This window comes from Streptomyces sp. JH14, assembly GCF_029428675.1.
Classification (GTDB): Bacteria; Actinomycetota; Actinomycetes; order Streptomycetales; family Streptomycetaceae; genus Streptomyces.
The window spans coordinates 1,107,209-1,123,330 of record NZ_JAJNEL010000001.1 but is presented as its reverse complement, the minus strand read 5'-3'; the positions used below and the strand labels follow the sequence as shown (position 1 = coordinate 1,123,330).

The 16,122-nt window shown below is 72.6% G+C and carries 9 protein-coding genes and 1 pseudogene; 8 read left to right on the top strand and 2 right to left on the bottom strand.

The window, feature by feature from the left end; translation table 11 throughout:
* Nucleotides 1–132: 132 nt before the first annotated feature.
* The 5 genes from LRD69_RS05065 (at nt 133) to LRD69_RS05045 (ending at nt 8,679) form a co-directional block, all read left to right on the top strand.
* On the top strand, nt 133–2,406 hold the full coding sequence (locus LRD69_RS05065) for a molybdopterin-dependent oxidoreductase (RefSeq protein WP_277325344.1): 2,274 nt from the start codon (nt 133–135) through the stop codon (nt 2,404–2,406).
* A gap of 121 nt (nt 2,407–2,527) precedes the next feature.
* On the top strand, nt 2,528–3,952 hold the full coding sequence (locus LRD69_RS05060; RefSeq protein ID WP_277325343.1) for a citrate:proton symporter: 1,425 nt from the start codon (nt 2,528–2,530) through the stop codon (nt 3,950–3,952).
* Between the two features lie 2 nt (nt 3,953–3,954).
* Nucleotides 3,955–5,208 carry an MFS transporter gene (locus tag LRD69_RS05055; protein WP_277325342.1) on the top strand — a complete coding sequence of 418 codons (1,254 nt, stop codon included), beginning with the start codon at nt 3,955–3,957 and terminating at the stop codon, nt 5,206–5,208.
* Between the two features lie 138 nt (nt 5,209–5,346).
* Nucleotides 5,347–6,717 (top strand): ABC transporter ATP-binding protein, encoded by a 1,371-nt coding sequence (locus tag LRD69_RS05050; RefSeq protein WP_277325341.1) that lies wholly within the window; start codon nt 5,347–5,349, stop codon nt 6,715–6,717.
* 75 nt (nt 6,718–6,792) lie between these two features.
* Nucleotides 6,793–8,679: an ABC transporter ATP-binding protein gene (locus LRD69_RS05045; RefSeq protein ID WP_277325340.1), complete on the top strand. Its 1,887-nt coding sequence runs from the start codon at nt 6,793–6,795 to the stop codon at nt 8,677–8,679.
* Nucleotides 8,680–8,704: 25 nt separating this feature from the next.
* Here LRD69_RS05045 and LRD69_RS05040 read toward each other — a convergent pair whose 3' ends face one another.
* Together LRD69_RS05040 and LRD69_RS05035 are read right to left on the bottom strand one after the other, a co-directional pair.
* Nucleotides 8,705–12,070, bottom strand: a complete 3,366-nt coding sequence (locus LRD69_RS05040; RefSeq protein ID WP_277325339.1) for an AAA family ATPase — start codon at nt 12,068–12,070, stop codon at nt 8,705–8,707.
* 338 nt (nt 12,071–12,408) lie between these two features.
* Nucleotides 12,409–12,711, bottom strand: coding sequence for a hypothetical protein (locus LRD69_RS05035; RefSeq protein WP_277325338.1), 303 nt, complete (start codon nt 12,709–12,711; stop codon nt 12,409–12,411).
* Nucleotides 12,712–13,108: 397 nt separating this feature from the next.
* Between LRD69_RS05035 and LRD69_RS05030 the strand changes: the two genes are divergently transcribed.
* The 3 genes and pseudogenes from LRD69_RS05030 to LRD69_RS05020 all read left to right on the top strand — a co-directional run.
* Nucleotides 13,109–14,503 carry an aldehyde dehydrogenase family protein gene (locus LRD69_RS05030; RefSeq protein WP_277325337.1) on the top strand — a complete coding sequence of 465 codons (1,395 nt, stop codon included), beginning with the start codon at nt 13,109–13,111 and terminating at the stop codon, nt 14,501–14,503.
* A gap of 40 nt (nt 14,504–14,543) precedes the next feature.
* Complete coding sequence (locus LRD69_RS05025; RefSeq protein ID WP_277325336.1) at nt 14,544–15,623, top strand: Zn-dependent alcohol dehydrogenase; 1,080 nt, start codon at nt 14,544–14,546, stop codon at nt 15,621–15,623.
* Between the two features lie 197 nt (nt 15,624–15,820).
* Nucleotides 15,821–16,050, top strand: a pseudogene (locus LRD69_RS05020) (MFS transporter); the annotation flags it as partial.
* Nucleotides 16,051–16,122 lie beyond the last annotated feature (72 nt).

The following is a 16,122-nucleotide window of genomic DNA, read 5'->3' as shown; positions in this document are numbered from 1 at the left end:
CCCGCACCGGGCGGGCCCCTGCCCGGCAACATCGCCGCGACAACACCTCCCCACCATGCGTACCGGTCGGTATGCTCAGCCCCGCTTGCCCATGCTCGCGTGCCACCGCCGTTGCCGCCCCGGGGAGGGCCCATGCCGCACGACTCCAGCAGCAGTTCCGGCGAGTGCCGCACCGCCCTGCGCGTCTGCCCCCTGTGCGAGGCCACCTGCGGACTCACCCTCACCATCGAGGGGACACGGGTCACCGGCGCCCGCGGCGACCGGGACGACATCCTCAGCCGGGGCTTCATCTGCCCCAAGGGCGCCTCCTTCGGCGGGCTGGACGCAGACCCGGACCGGCTCCGCACCCCGCTCGTCCGCAGGAACGGCGTGCTGCAGGAGGCCAGTTGGAGCGAGGCGTTCGACGCGATCGCCGCCGTGCTGCCCGCACTGACCGCGCAGCATGGGCAGCAGGCCGTCGGGCTCGTCCTCGGCAACCCGAACGTCCACACCATGGCCGGCGCGCTCTACCCGCCCGCCCTCCTCGCCGCGCTCCGCACCCGGGCCTTCTTCACCGCGAGCACCCTCGACCAGATGCCCAAGCACGTCTCCAGCGGACTGCTCTTCGGTGACCCGAACGCCATCGCGGTGCCGGACCTCGACCGCACCGGTCATCTGCTGCTCCTCGGCGCCAACCCGCTGGAATCCAACGGCAGTCTCTGCACGGCCCCCGACTTCCCCGGCAGACTCAAGGCGCTGCGGCGCCGTGGCGGCACCCTCACCGTCGTCGACCCGCGCCGCACCCGTACCGCCCGCCTCGCAGACCGGCATGTCGCCATCCGCCCCGGCACCGACGCCCTCCTGCTCGCGGCACTCACCCATGTGCTCTTCGAGGAGAAGCTCACCGACCCCGGCGCGCTCACCGGCCATCTCGAAGGAATCGACGAAGTAGCCGAAGCAGTACGGGGGTTCACGCCAGAGGCGGTTGCCGGGGCGTGTGACGTGGACGCAGCGACCATCCGTACGATCGCCCGGGAGCTGGCCGCCGCCCCCGCTGCCGCCGTCTACGGGCGCATCGGCAGTTCCACCGTCGCGCACGGCACCCTGGCCAGCTGGCTCGTCGACGTCCTCAACATCCTCACCGGCAACCTCGACCGCCCCGGTGGCGCCCTCTTCCCGCTCTCCGCCACCTCCCGCGCTCCCCGGCCCGCAGCTCCCGGCAAGGGCTTCACTCTCGGACGGTGGGCGAGCCGGGTCTCCGGACACCCCGAGGCCAAGGGTGAACTGCCCCTCGCCGCCCTGGCCGAGGAGATCGAGACCCCGGGGGAGGGGCGGATCCGCGCCCTGATCGTCCTGGCCGCCAACCCCGTACTCTCCGCACCCGACGGCGACCGCCTGGACCGGGCGCTCGACGAGCTGGACTTCATGGTGAGCGTCGACCCCTACCTCAACGAGACCTCGCGCCACGCCCATGTGGTGCTGCCTCCGCCGCCGCCCTCGCAGAGCGCCCACTTCGACTTCGCGTTCAACGCGCTCGCCGTGCGCAACCAGGTCCGCTACACCCGTCCCGCCGTCCCGCTCGACGACGGCCTGATGGACGAGAGCGAGATCCTCGCGCGGCTCGTCCTCGCCGTCACCGGGATGCACGGAACGGACGCGTCCGCCGTCGACGCGATGATCGTCGACCGGGTGCTGTCCAAGGCCGTCGCCGATCCGCTCTCACCCGTTTACGGCCGAGCCCCCGCCGAACTGTCCGCCGCGCTCACCGGCCGCACCGGACCGGAACGCCGGCTCGACCTGATGCTCCGCCTCGGCCCGTACGGCGAAGGCTTCGGCGCCGACCCCGACGGCCTGACCCTGGACCGGCTGCTCGCCCACCCGCACGGCATCGACCTCGGCCCGCTCCGGCCCCGCATCCCGCAGGTCCTGGCCACCCGCAGCGGACGCATCGAACTCCTTCCCGCGCCGATCGCCGCCGACCTGCCGAGGCTCCGCAGCGCCCTCGCCGACCGGCCGGGACCCGACTCGCTCGTCCTCGTCGGCCGTCGCCATCTGCGCTCCAACAACAGCTGGATGCACAACGTCGCCGCGCTGGGCGGCGGTACGAACGTCTGCACCCTCCAGGTGCACCCGGCCGACGCGGCCCGGCTGGGCCTCGCGGACGGCGCCGCCGCCACGATCACCGCGGTCGGCGGCGCAGTGACCGCACCCGTGGAGATCACCGAGGGCGTACGGGCCGGTGTGGTGAGCCTCCCGCACGGATGGGGACACGACCGGCCCGGCACCCGGATGTCCGTCGCTTCCGCCGCCCCCGGCGTCAACGTCAACCAGCTCCTCGACGGCACCCTGCTCGACCCGCTGTCCGGCACCGCCGTTCTCAACGGCATCCCCGTCGCGGTGGCCGCGTGTGCCGCACCAAGTCACTGACCTGGGGTTTTGCTCGTATTGCTCACATGTCAACGTCTTGTTAACGCTGCGAGGTGCGACCTAACGTCATCCGGACCGCCGACTCCGGTGGGAGTTCAAGGGTGAACGATAGGTATCCCACATGCTGACAATCCTCGGCTTTGCCATGATTGCGACCTTTCTGGTCCTGATCATGATGAAGAAGATGTCGCCGATCGCGGCGCTGGTCCTGATTCCCGCACTCTTCTGTGTCGCCGTCGGGGAGGGTGCCAAGCTCGGCGACTACGTGATCGACGGCGTGGGCAACCTCGCGCCGACCGCCGCGATGCTGATGTTCGCCATCGTCTACTTCGGTGTGATGATCGATGTCGGTCTCTTCGACCCGATCGTCCGGGGCATTCTGCGCTTCTGCAAGGCCGACCCGATGCGGATCGTCGTCGGTACGGCGGTTCTCGCCGCGATCGTCTCGCTGGACGGCGACGGCTCCACCACCTTCATGATCACCGTCTCGGCGATGTACCCGCTTTACAAGCGCCTCAAGATGAGCCTGGTCGTGATGACCGGTGTCGCCGCCACGGCCAACGGCGTGATGAACACGCTGCCCTGGGGCGGCCCCACCGCCCGCGCCGCCACGGCGCTCAAGCTGGACGCGGGCGACATCTTCGTGCCGATGATCCCGGCGCTCGGCGTCGGACTGCTCGCGGTCATCCTCCTGGCGGTCGTCCTCGGCCGGCGCGAGCGCAAGCGGCTGGGCTTCCTCACCCTCGACGAGGCAGTGGCCCAGGAGCCCGAGACGGTCCTCGTCGGTGCGGGCGGCGCGGCCGGCGACAGCGACCGTACCCGCAAGACCTCCGGCGGAGCCGGTACGGGCACGGACGCCGAGCCCGAGGCAGCGGCCCACCGCGACGCGGACGACGACGAGGGCTTCAAGGGCCTCGACCCGAACCGTGCCACCCTGCGGCCCGGGCTCTACTGGTTCAACGCCGGGCTCACCGTCGTCCTCCTCACCGCGATGATCATGGAACTGATGCCGATCCCGGTGCTCTTCCTGCTCGGTGCCGCGCTCGCCCTTACCGTCAACTTCCCCCACATGTCCGACCAGCGGGCCCGCATCGCGGCCCATGCCGACAACGTCCTCAACGTCTCCGGCATGGTCTTCGCCGCCGCAGTCTTCACCGGCGTGCTCTCCGGCACGGGCATGGTCGAGCACATGGCGGACTGGCTCGTCGGCGCGATCCCGGACGGCATGGGCCCGCACATGGCGCTCGTCACCGGCATCCTGAGCATCCCGCTCACCTACTTCATGTCCAACGACGGCTTCTACTTCGGCGTCGTCCCGGTGCTCGCCGAGGCCGGCGCCGCCCACGGTGTCTCCCCGCTGGAGATCGCCCGCGCCTCCCTGGTCGGCCAGCCGCTGCACATGTCGTCCCCGCTGGTCCCCGCCGTCTACGTGCTCGTCGGCATGGCGAAGGTCGAATTCGGCGACCACACCAGGTTCACCGTCAAATGGGCCGCGGTCACCTCCCTGGTGGTGCTCTGCGCCGGCCTCCTCTTCGGCATCATCTGATCATGGCCGACACGACCGAGCCCGGCAGGAGCTGGCTGCTGCGCCTCGTCATCGCCTTCGCCTTCGCGCAGGGGGCGGTGTCGATGGCGCGGCCCGCCGTCTCCTACCGGGCTCTCTCGCTCGGCGCTGACGAGCGCGCCATCGGCGTGATCACCGGGGTGTACGCGCTTCTCCCGCTCTTCGCCGCCGTCCCGCTCGGACGCCGGACGGACCACGGCAGGTGCGCTCCTCTGCTGCCCCTCGGTGTCGTCCTGATCGCGGGCGGCTGCGCCCTCAGCGGCACGTCGGGCTCCCTCCCGGCGATCGCGGCGTGGAGCGGTGTGATGGGGCTCGGCCATCTCTGCTTCGTCATCGGCGCCCAGTCGATCGTCGCGCGGCAGTCCTCCACGGCCGAACAGGACCGCAACTTCGGCCACTTCACCATCGGCGCCTCCCTCGGCCAGCTCATCGGACCGATCGCCGCGGGGTACGTCATCTCCGAGCGGGACGGTGCCCTGGCCCGTACGAGCGCACTCGCCCTGGTCGTCTCGGCGGCCGTCGCCGCCGCGTCGTTCGTCTCGCTCTGGCGCATCGAACACCGCACCGCGCCGGGCGCCCGCGCGGCCGCCCGGGCCGGCAAGGTGCCCGTCGGCAGCATCCTGCGTACCCGCGGTGTTCCGGCCGGCATCTTCATCAGCCTCGCCGTGCTCTCCGCGACCGACATCCTCACGGCCTATCTGCCCGTCGTCGGCGAGCACCGGTCCATCGCCCCCGCCACCATCGGCCTGCTGCTCAGCCTGCGGGCCGCCGCCACCATCGCCTGCCGCCTGGTGATGACGCCGATGCTGCGCGTCCTGGGCCGTACGGCGCTGCTCACCGCGACCTGTCTGCTGGCCGGTCTGCTCTGCGCGGGCATCGCCCTGCCGGTCCCCGTCTGGGCGCTCGCCACGATGCTGGCCGTGCTCGGCTTCTGTCTCGGCGTCGGCCAGCCGCTGTCGATGACCACCGTCGTCCAGGCGGCCCCGGCGGAGGCCCGTTCCACCGCGCTCGCCCTCCGGCTCACCGGCAACCGGCTCGGACAGGTCGCGGCCCCCGCCTCCGCCGGCGCGATCGCCGGAGTGGCGGGCACCGCCGCGCCGTTCGTGATGCTGGGTGCGCTCCTCCTCGCGGCGGCGGGGCTCGGGGCACGCGGAGGACGTGGCCGTACGGCCGGCGCGGCCCCGGTCGTGTCCGGATCACGGACGGGAAATCCCTCGTTGAACCGGAATCGCGCTTAACACTTCCCGCTCATCCACCCCGGTACTGCACAACCTTTGCACGAGTCATTCCCACCACACCGGCCGGTGGGCTAATTTCAGCGCACTGCAGCCCCGCTCCCCACCGCGCCACTTCACCATCCACCCGGGCGGAACCACATGACTCGCGCGATCTCCCTGCACAACGTCAGCAAGGCGTACGGACGGTCCCCACGTGCCGTCGACCGCTTCTCGCTCTCCATCGACCCCGGCGAATTCGTCGTCCTGCTCGGCCCGTCGGGGTGCGGCAAGTCGACCGTGCTCCGCATGATCGCCGGCCTGGAGGAGATCACCGAGGGCGAGCTCCTGCTCGACGGTGAACCGGCCAACGACATAGAGCCCCGCGAACGCGGTATGGCCATGGTCTTCCAGAACTTTGCGCTCTACCCGACCATGACCAACCGGGCCAACATCGGTTTTCCGTTGAAGCTGGAGAACCCGCGCCAGGACAACAGTGAGCGCATCGAGAGCACGGCCAGGCTGCTCGGCATCGAAAGCGTCCTCGACCGCTATCCCGGTCAGCTCTCCGGCGGTGAGCGCCAGCGCGTCGCCATGGGACGGGCCATCTCGCGCCAGCCCTCCGCGTTCCTGATGGACGAGCCGCTCTCCAACCTCGACGCGAAGCTGCGCAACCATCTGCGGGCCGAAATATCGCAGCTCACAAGGGAGTTGGGCGTCACTACCGTCTATGTGACGCATGATCAGTCCGAGGCGATGTCCCTCGGCGACCGGGTCGCCGTGATGCGGGGCGGACGGCTCCAGCAGGTCAGCCCGCCGCGCGAGGTCTACGCCCTGCCGGAGAACGTCTTCGTCGCCGCGTTCATCGGCACCCCGCGCATCAACCTCCTCCAGGCCGTCGTCCACGCCCCCCTCGAAGGGCGCATGTCGATCGACCTCGGCCGCCAGCGGCTGCCGCTGCCCGAACCGCTCAGCCCCGACCACCAGTTGCTCCGCATCCAGCAGGGCCGCCAGATCATCGTCGGACTGCGCTCGGAGGCGGCCAGAATCGCCGCGCCCAGCCAGGCCCGCCCCGGCGAGGTCGCACTGAGCGGCATCGTCGAGCACGTCGAGTACCAGGGCCACGAAGCGCTGGTCCACCTCAACACGGGGTCACAGCCCGCCGTGGTGCCCGACCTCGAATCGGCCCGCCCGGGCCGCGCCGTCCCGCGCCGCCGCCGCGCCGCCGGTGGCGGATCAGGTGGTGGAGTCGGCGTACTGGAACGGCTGAGGGAGCGCGCCACCGGCCACATCAGCGGCCCCGTCGTCACCCTCGACGATCGGGCCCCCGACTTCGAGCAGCCCGCCACCCGCAGCCCCGACCGACCCGCGATCACGTCCAGCGACCTCGTCGTCCGTACCGGTCCCGACATGCGGCTGCGCATCGGCGGGCAGGTCCCGCTCCTTGTCGACCTCGCGCATCTGTACGTCTTCGACCACTACGGCCGCCGGATCTGCCCCCTGCCCAGGGACATTCCGGGCCTCGACGTGTAGCCCGTCTCCGCAGGACCGGTCCGCGCGGACCAGGGCGATTGACCTCAAGTCCGCTGGAGGTCGTACGTTCCTTCCATGAGCATGGAAGCCACCGCGTGGACGCAGCTCCACAACGTCATGACCGCGCAGCAGGACCGCCGCCCCTTCGACCGCACCACCCTGCGGCGCATCGCCGCGTTCGCCCGCCCGCACCGGCGCCGGGTCGCCGTGTTCCTGGCGCTGAGCGTGGCGACCGCGCTGCTCGCGGTCGCCACCCCCGTCCTTGCCGGGAGCGTCGTGAACGCGATCGTGACCGGCAAGGAGGCGGGGACCGTCACGCGGCTGGCCGTGCTCATCGCCGTGATCGCCGTCGCGGAGGCGGGACTCGGGCTGGCCGGCCGCTGGCTGTCGGCGACCCTCGGCGAAGGGCTGATCCTCGACCTGCGGACCGCCGTCTTCGACCATGTGCAGCGCATGCCGATCGCGTTCTTCACCCGTACCCGCACCGGCGCGCTCGTCAGCCGTCTCAACAACGACGTCATCGGGGCCCAGCGCGCCTTCAGCAACACCCTCTCGGGCGTCGTCAGCAACGTGGTCACCCTGCTGCTCACCCTCGGCGTGATGCTCAGCATCTCCTGGCAGATCACCGTACTCGCGCTGGTCCTGCTGCCGGTGTTCGTGCTGCCCGCACGCCGGATGGGAACGCGGATGGCGAGACTCCAGCGCGAAGCCGCGGCCCATAACGCCGCGATGGGGACCCGGATGACCGAGCGCTTCTCCGCGCCCGGCGCGACCCTGGTCAAACTCTTCGGCCGGCCCGCCGACGAGTCCGCCGAATTCGCCGCCAGGGCGGGTCGCGTACGGGACATCGGGGTCCGCACGGCCATGGCCCAGTCCGCGTTCATCACGGCGCTCACGCTGGTGTCGGCGCTGGCGCTCGCCCTGGTCTACGGGCTCGGCGGGTACTACACGCTGCGCGGCCGGCTGGACGCCGGAGCGGTCGTCGCTCTCGCCCTTCTGCTGACCCGGCTGTACGCACCCCTCACCGCTCTCGCCGGAGCACGCGTCGAGGTGATGAGCGCGCTCGTCAGCTTCGAGAGGGTCTTCGAGGTCCTCGACCTCAAGCCGCTCATCGAGCAGAAGCCGGATGCACGGGCGGTTCCGGACGGGCCGGTGTCCGTGGAGTTCGACAACGTGCGCTTCGGCTACCCGTCCGCGGACAAGGTCTCCCTCGCCTCGCTCGAGGACGTCGCCACCCTGGACACCCGGGGCGGCACCGAAGTGCTGCGCGGGATCTCCTTCCGCGCCGAACCCGGCCAGACGGTGGCCCTGGTCGGATCGTCCGGCGCGGGCAAGTCGACCATCGCCCAGCTGCTGCCCCGGCTGTACGACACGGACGAGGGTTCCGTACGCGTCGGCGGCATCGACGTACGCGACCTGACCGCCGACACCCTGCGCGACACGCTCGGCATGGTCACCCAGGACGGCCACCTCTTCCACGAGTCGGTCCGCGCCAACCTCCTCCTCGCCCGTCCGGGAGCCACCGAGGAGGACCTCTGGGACGCACTGCGCCGCTCGCGGCTGGACGGCCTGGTCGCCGCACTGCCCGACGGCCTCGACACCGTCGTCGGTGAACGCGGCTACCGGCTCTCCGGCGGCGAACGCCAGCGGCTCACCATCGCCCGGCTGCTGCTGGCCCGCCAGCGCGTCGTCATCCTCGACGAGGCCACCGCCCATCTGGACAACACCTCCGAGGCGGCCGTCCAGGAGGCGCTGGCCGAAGCCCTCCAGGGACGCACCGCGGTGGTGATCGCCCACCGGCTCTCCACCGTACGGACGGCGGATCTCATCCTCGTCGTGGAGAACGGGCAGATCGCGGAGCGGGGCACGCACGAGGAACTCCTCGCGGCCGGCGGCCGGTACGAGGAGTTGTACCGCACCCAGTTCGAGCGTCCGGGTGCGGAGGCCGCGGAGCTCGCCTGACCGGCGAGGCCGCCGGTGCCGAAGGTCAGCCGGGGAATCCCGGACGGCTGGTCCAGTCCGCCCCGGCGGCCCGCTCCACCGCGAACGCCCCTGCCGGATACGGGAGTTCCGCGGCGAGGGCGGCGGCCCGGCCGAACTCCTCATGTGCCTCCCGCGCCCGGCCCAGCGTCGCGAGGGCCGCCGCGTGAACCGTACGGGCATCGGTCGACGAGAGCTGCTCGCCGGCCGTTTCGGCGCGGGCGGCCTCGTCCGCCGCCAGCCGCGCCGCGCGCTCGGGGCGTCCCGACAGCAGCTCCGCCCACGCCAGCAGTGCGGCCGAGCCGGGACCGCTGCCGTCGGCCGGCAGTGCCAGAGCCTCCCGCGGGCGGCCCGTACGCACCAGGAGTTCGGCCTGCGCCGTCCGTACCTCGTACACCGCCTGCCGGTCGCCCTGCGCCTCGGCCACCCCCTCGGCGCGGGCCAGCAGCTCCGCGGCGCCCGGTTCGTCCGTCCTCATCCGGAACCGGGCCAGTGCGGCCAGCGCGTACGGGGTGCACCATGCGGGCTGCCCGTCGCTCTCCCGTGCCGCGGCCTCCGCATGCTCCCGCGCCTCCGTGAACTCCCGTAGCAACAAGTGGAGTTCCGCGAGGTTGGCTCGCTCGAAGGCGACCGCGGTCGGATCGCCGGTGTGCTCGGCGAGCCGCTGGGCCCGCCGGCCGAAGGACACCGCCTCGGCGAGCCGGCCCGATCGCCGGGCATGCTCGCGCAGTACGGAGACGACGGTGGCCAGCAACTCCTGGTCGCCGTACGCCTCGGCATGCGGCAGTGCCAGATCGGCCGCCTCGCGGGCCTGCGCGAACCGGCCCGCGAGACCGAGCGAGGTCGCCTGCATCCCCAGGGCCCGGGCCAGCAGCCCCCGGCGTTCGCTGCCCGCAATGGCGTCCGCGGCGTCCTGCGCGATACGGGCCGCGGTGTGCGCCGACGCGTACCGGCCGGTCACGAACCGCAGGACCGCCGCCGCCAGATGGTGGGTCGCGGCGGCCAGCGGCAGGGTGCGCGGACCGGGCGGGTAGGTGCGCAGCAGTTCCTCGCCCTCGTCGGTGCCGCGGTACTTCACCAGCACCTCGGTCAGCCGGGCGGCGGCCAGCACCTGACCGTCCTCGTCGCCGCGCCGGACCATGTCGTCCAGTGCCTCGCGCAGCACCGCCGCGGCCTCCTGGTAGCGGGCCATCCGGCGCAGCACGACGGCGCGGTCGATCCGGGCCTGCGCCGCGTCGGAGGCCAACGCGTCGAGCCGGGCGGTCAGTTCGGCGTAGTAGCGGTCCGCGGTGTCATTGGCGCACAGGGCGGCCGCACGCTCGGCCGCCTGCCGCAGATAGTGGGTGGCCCGGGGGTCGTCGGCGCGCGCCAGATGCGAGGCCAGGGTGTCGACGGCGTCCGGCCTGCGTCGCAGCACCGCCTCCGCATACGCCGAGTGCAGCTGCCGGCGACGGGCGGCGGACAGGCCGTCGTAGCAGGTCAGCCGCACCAGCGGATGCCGGAACGCGAGACCGGGCATGGGGCGGCCGCCGACCACCACGGTCCGCTCCGCCACCACCGACGCCGCGACCGCCGCGTCCACGGCGTCCGTCGCCTCGGCGGACGACAGGGGCGGATGGAGCCCGTGCTCGGCCATGTCGAGCACCTCGGACAGCGCGGCGCCTCCGCCCGCCACGGAGACGGCCTCCACGACCCGGCGCGCCGCCGGTCCCAGCCGTGCGAGCCGGGCCGCCACCAGCTGCCGCACGCCCTCCGGCGCGCTGAGCGCGGCGGGGTTCGCGCCCTCGTGGACGGTCCGGGCCAGTTCCAGGGCGAAGAGGGGGTTGCCCAGCGACAGCTCCCAGACCCGGTCGAGCCCGGTCCTGGCGCCCGCGTCCGCCGCGATCGCCAGACACTGCGCACGGTCGAGCCGCCCCAACTCCATGGTGCGGGCCAGTCCTTGACGAGTCAGCCCGTCCAGCGCGGTGCGCCGGGGGTCCGCCGCCGCGAACTCCTCGGCCCGGTACGTCACGGCGAACCGCCAGTCGGCGCCGGTGGCCACCGCCCGCCGGGCCAGATGGCTGAGCAGCTGGTACGTCCCCGCGTCGGCGGCGTGCAGATCGTCCAGCACGAGCAGCACCGGGGCGGTGGCCGCCAGATCGCCCAGCAGCCCGGCCGTCGCCCGGAAAAGCCGGTCGCGCTGTTCCTCCGGGCTGCGTTCCGCCGCGGCATCGATCTGGCCCAACGTGGGCAGCAGCGAGGCGAGTTCGGGGTACTCGCCGCCGATCCTGGCCCGTTCGGCGGACGGCCGGTCGGCCATCCAGGCGTCCAGTGCCTCGACGAAGGCGCCGTACGGCGTGTGGCCCTCGGCGTCGTGGCCCGCGCCCCACAGCACAGTCGTCCCGTCCTCGGCCGCCCGCCGGGCCGCCTCCGCCGTCAGCCGGGTCTTGCCCACCCCGGCCTCGCCGCCGATCAGCCGTACCGGCGGTCCGTCGTCGGACAGCAGCACATCGAGCTCGTCGATCCGGCCGCGCAGCGGCGGACCGGGCGGGGTACGGATCGCCGCCGGAAGCACGAGAGCGGAGGCGGCGGGAAGTACCGTCGTGGCCGCGTCCAGGGCCAGCAGATGCAGCTGCTCGGTGGCGTGCCCCGGGCGCACGCCGAGCTCTGCGTCGAGCGCTTCACGGCACAGGTGGTACTGGCGCACGGCCTGGCGGCGCAGGCCCTGGCGCAGATAGGCGTCGATCAGTACCCGGTGGGCACGCTCCTCGGCGGGTGCGGCCGCCACGGCGCGCAGCGCCACCTCGGTGGCCGACTCCGTGTCGCCGTCCGCGAGGTGGGCTTCGGCGAGGGCGAGCCGCACCCGGTCGCACAGCGCGGACAGCCGCTCGCGCCGGGCCTCGGCCCACGGGGCGTAACGGTCCTCGGGCAGCAGCTCCCCGGTGAACGCGGCGAGCGCGGCGGCCAGCTCCCCCGCCGTGCCGCCGTCGAGGGCCCGCTCCGCGAGCGACTCGGCGTGGTCGGCGTCGATCCACACCGTGTGCGGGTCGAGCCGCAGCAGTGCGCCGTCGCCGGCGAGGTAGGAGGAGGCGGCCCGGGGCGCGAGTTCGGGTTCGACGGCCCGGCGGGCCGCGTGCAGGGCGACCCGCAGGCTCCCGAGCGCGGCCTGTGGATCGGCGTCGGGCCAGCAGATCTCCATGGCCTGCTCGCGGTGGAGGCTGTGCCCGGGAGTGACGGCGAGCAGCTTCACCAGGGCGCGGGCGCTGGGGCGCGGCCAGCGTTCGGCGAGCGGTGGACCGCCGTCACGATTCACCCTGAACCCACCGAACAGGTGCACACGGAGCAAAGGGGCCGCTCCGGTGGAGTCCTCGTTCTCGGTGAATGTCCTGGCCATAGGGGGAGCAACTGTAATCCGTGCCGCTGTGCACGGCCGCAGGCCCCCCGGATCGAGCACTCGGGGGGGCCTGTGGCGACCGGCCCGTGCCGGTCGGGGCGGGTCAGGAGCCGCTGATCGTCGCCACGGTCAGCCCGCGGACAGCGGCGCATCAGGGGGCCCTGAGCGGGGCCGTACGTGCGCAGAGCGTAGGTGCTGCCCATGACCAGGCCCTCCGGTCCGGTGAACCGGTTGCCGAGCCCGCCGCAGCCTCCGGGCGACGCCGGTGTGCAGCACCTCGCCGGCGCGGCCGTCACGGATCTCGACGGCGACGCTCGAGCAGGAGACGCCGTACAGCTTCACCGGGAAGGGCAGCGTGATCGTCCTGGCGTCCTCGTCGCCCGTGAGACCGGTCCTGGCGACACGCCGTTGATCCAGGAGTACGCGGCCGGCGCGCAGCTGTTGCCCGAGGCGTCGGCGAGGTTGGGCAGCGCGACGGTTGCGGTCTCGTCGCCGTCGACGGTCAGCGCACCGGCGTAGTCGCTGTCGCACAGGACCGGGGCGGCGGGCGCGGCCGTCCGCGTGAAGGCGCCCTCGGCGACCTTCGGCAGGGTGAAGTGCGCCGCGGGGATCGGGGCAGATACATCGGAGTGCTCCTCCATGGCTGGTACGGGGGAACCCGCCGCGGTTCCGGGACCCGGGGGCAGTACGGGAGGAGGCGGGCTGATCCGGGACGCCAAGGGCTGTCCCGTAATTCCTGGCGGGCGCACGACGACAGCTACGGCACCTCGCCGCGTTGTCGGAACGCCCGAATACGACCGGTATGAGGACGCCCCTCCGCCTTGCGATGGACCGCATCCGACGCCGCGCGCTGATCCACCAGGGATGACGGGCCAGCCCTTAGGAGGAGGCCGCTACTGGTGAATTACTGAACCGTGCGGCGGAGCTCGGGTGAACGGACCGTCCGCACATGGCGGGCGTCTCTGGCGCCCAAAAACTAACGCCGCTAGTTTGGGGTGCGGACGACATCGGCCGTACCCCTGTCCGGAAGGAAATGCCATGAAGGCCCACGACGGTATGTACATCGGCGGGGAGTGGCGCCCCGCAGCGGGCGCGGACACGATCCCGGTCGTGAACCCGGTGGACGAGCAGGTCATCGCCCATGTCCCGGCCGGAACGGCCGAGGACGTCGACGCCGCGATACGGGCCGCCCGCGCCGCGTTCCCCGGCTGGGCCGCCACCCCGCCCGCCGAACGCGCCGCACGGATCGCCGCCCTGCGCGATGTCCTGGTGGCCCGCCAGGACGAGATCGCCGCCACCGTCACCGCCGAACTGGGCGCACCGCTCCCGCTGTCGCAGGCGGTGCATGCGGGTGTGCCGATCCTCGTCGCCGGCTCGTACGCCGAACTCGCCGCCTCGTACCCCTTCGAGGAGAAGCACGGCAACTCCACCGTTCTGCTGGAGCCCGTCGGAGTCGTCGGGGCGATCACCCCGTGGAACTACCCGCTGCACCAGATCGTCGCCAAGGTGGCCCCGGCACTCGCGGCCGGCTGCACGATCGTGCTCAAGCCGGCCGAGGACACCCCGCTGACCGCGCAGCTGTTCGCCGAGGCCACCGAGGAGGCCGGCCTGCCCGCCGGTGTCTTCAACCTGGTCACCGGTCTCGGCCCGGTCGCCGGACAGGCCCTCGCCGCGCACGAGGACGTCGACCTGGTCTCGTTCACCGGCTCCACCGCCGTCGGGAAGCAGATCGGCGCCACCGCGGGCGGCGCGGTCAAGCGCGTCGCACTGGAGCTCGGCGGCAAGTCCGCCAACGTCATCCTGCCCTCCGCCGATCTGGCCAAGGCCGTCAATGTGGGCGTCGCCAACGTGATGTCCAATTCCGGCCAGACGTGCAGCGCCTGGACCCGGATGCTCGTCGACGGCGAGCGCTACGAGGAGGCCGTCGCCCTCGCCGCCGCAGCCGTCGCCAAGTACGTGCCGGGGGAGCGGGTCGGCCCCGTCGTCAACGCCAAGCAGCAGGCGCGGGTGCGCGGTTACATCGAGAAGGGCATCGAGGAGGGCGCCCGGCTCGTCGCCGGTGGCCCCGAGGCCCCGCTCCCGGCCGGGTACTACGTCAGCCCCACGGTGTTCGCCGACGTCACCCCGGAGATGACCATCGCCCAGGAGGAGATCTTCGGCCCGGTCGTCTCGATCCTGAAGTACGAGGACGAGGACGACGCGCTCCGGATCGCCAACGGCACGGTGTACGGGCTCGCGGGCGCCGTATGGGCAGCCGACGACGCGGAGGCCGTCGCCTTCGCCCGCCGGATGGACACCGGGCAGGTCGACATCAACGGCGGCCGGTTCAACCCGCTCGCCCCGTTCGGGGGCTACAAGCAGTCCGGCGTCGGCCGCGAACTCGGCTCGCACGGCCTGGGCGAGTACCTCCAGACCAAGTCCCTCCAGTTCTGAACCACCCCCGATGCACTCCCGATCAGCAAGGAGCCGGTCCGTGGTCCGCGCCGCCGTACTGCCCGCCGTCGGAGCTCCCCTGGAGGTCACCGACATCGAACTCCCGGAGCCCGGCCCCGGCCAGGTGAGGCTCCGTCTCGCCGCCGCCGGGGTCTGTCACTCCGACCTGTCCCTGTCCAACGGCACGATGAGGGTGCCCGTCCCCGCCGTCCTCGGCCATGAGGGAGCGGGCACCGTCGTCTCCGTCGGCGAGGGCGTCACCCACGTCGCGCCCGGCGACGGTGTCGTACTCAACTGGGCGCCGTCCTGCGGCACCTGCCACCACTGCGGGCTCGGCGAGGTATGGCTGTGCGCCGACGCGCTCACGGGTGCGGGCAACATCCACGCCCGTACCGCCGACGGCACCGAACTCCACCCCGGCCTGAACGTCGCGGCGTTCGCCGAGGAGACGGTGGTCGCCGCGAACTGCGCGCTTCCCGCCCCCGACGGCATCCCGCTGACCGACGCCGCCCTGCTCGGCTGCGCGGTCCTCACCGGATACGGCGCGGTCCACCACAGCGCCCGGGTGCGGGCCGGCGAGACGGTCGTCGTCTTCGGCATCGGTGGCGTCGGTCTCGCCGTGCTCCAGTCCGCCCGGATCGCCGGCGCCTCGAAGATCATCGCCGTCGACGTCTCCCCGGAGAAGGAGGAGCTCGCCCGCCGGGCGGGCGCAACCGACTACGTCATCGCCTCCGACACCACGCCGCGCGCGATCCGCAGGCTCACCGGCGGGCAGGGCGCGGACGTCGCCGTCGAGTGCGTCGGCCGGCCCGCGACCATCCGCGGTGCCTGGGACTCCACCCGGCGCGGCGGCCGCACCACGGTCGTCGGGATCGGCGGCAAGGACCAGCAGGTGACCTTCAACGCCCTGGAGATCTTCCACTGGGGGCGCACCCTCGCCGGCTGTGTCTACGGCAACGCGGACCCCGCGCGGGACCTGCCCGTCCTGGCCGACCACATCCGCGCGGAACGGTTCGACCTCAGCGCCCTGGTGACGGAGCGCATCACTCTCGACGGCATCCCGGCGGCGTTCGACAACATGATCGCGGGCAAGGGCGGACGGGCCCTGGTGGTCTTCTAGCCGATGCCCGGAGGGGACCCCGGCCGCCTCGGCGGCGGCCGGGGATTTCGGCGTGCCCCGCCCTCCTCGTCGCGGTCGCCCGAATGTCATATGCAGGTAAAAGCTGCTGCTGCACGAGCCGTTGACCTGCATACCGTCCGATCAGTACGTTCCCCGGACCGGTGGGTCGGCCCCGCCGGGCACCCCGTCCCCGCACCCCGCAGGCGGCGCTGTTCGCCGGGCTGTCACGGCCGAGATGCGCTACACCGGCGCCTCGCTCGGCTACCGGATCGCGGCGGTTCTCGGCGGCGGCCTCGCCCCGTTCGTGATGGTGCTGCTGCTGGAGGCGACGGGCACGTCGATGGCGGTGGCGGCCTGCATCATCGGCCTGGCCGTCATCGCCCTGATCTCCATCAAGGTCCTTGCGGGACGGGCGGGTCCACGCTGATCAGGACTCCCTGACCCCGTCCGCTCCGGCACCGGTGCCTCCCCCCCGGTGCCGGAGCCGTCCGACCTCACC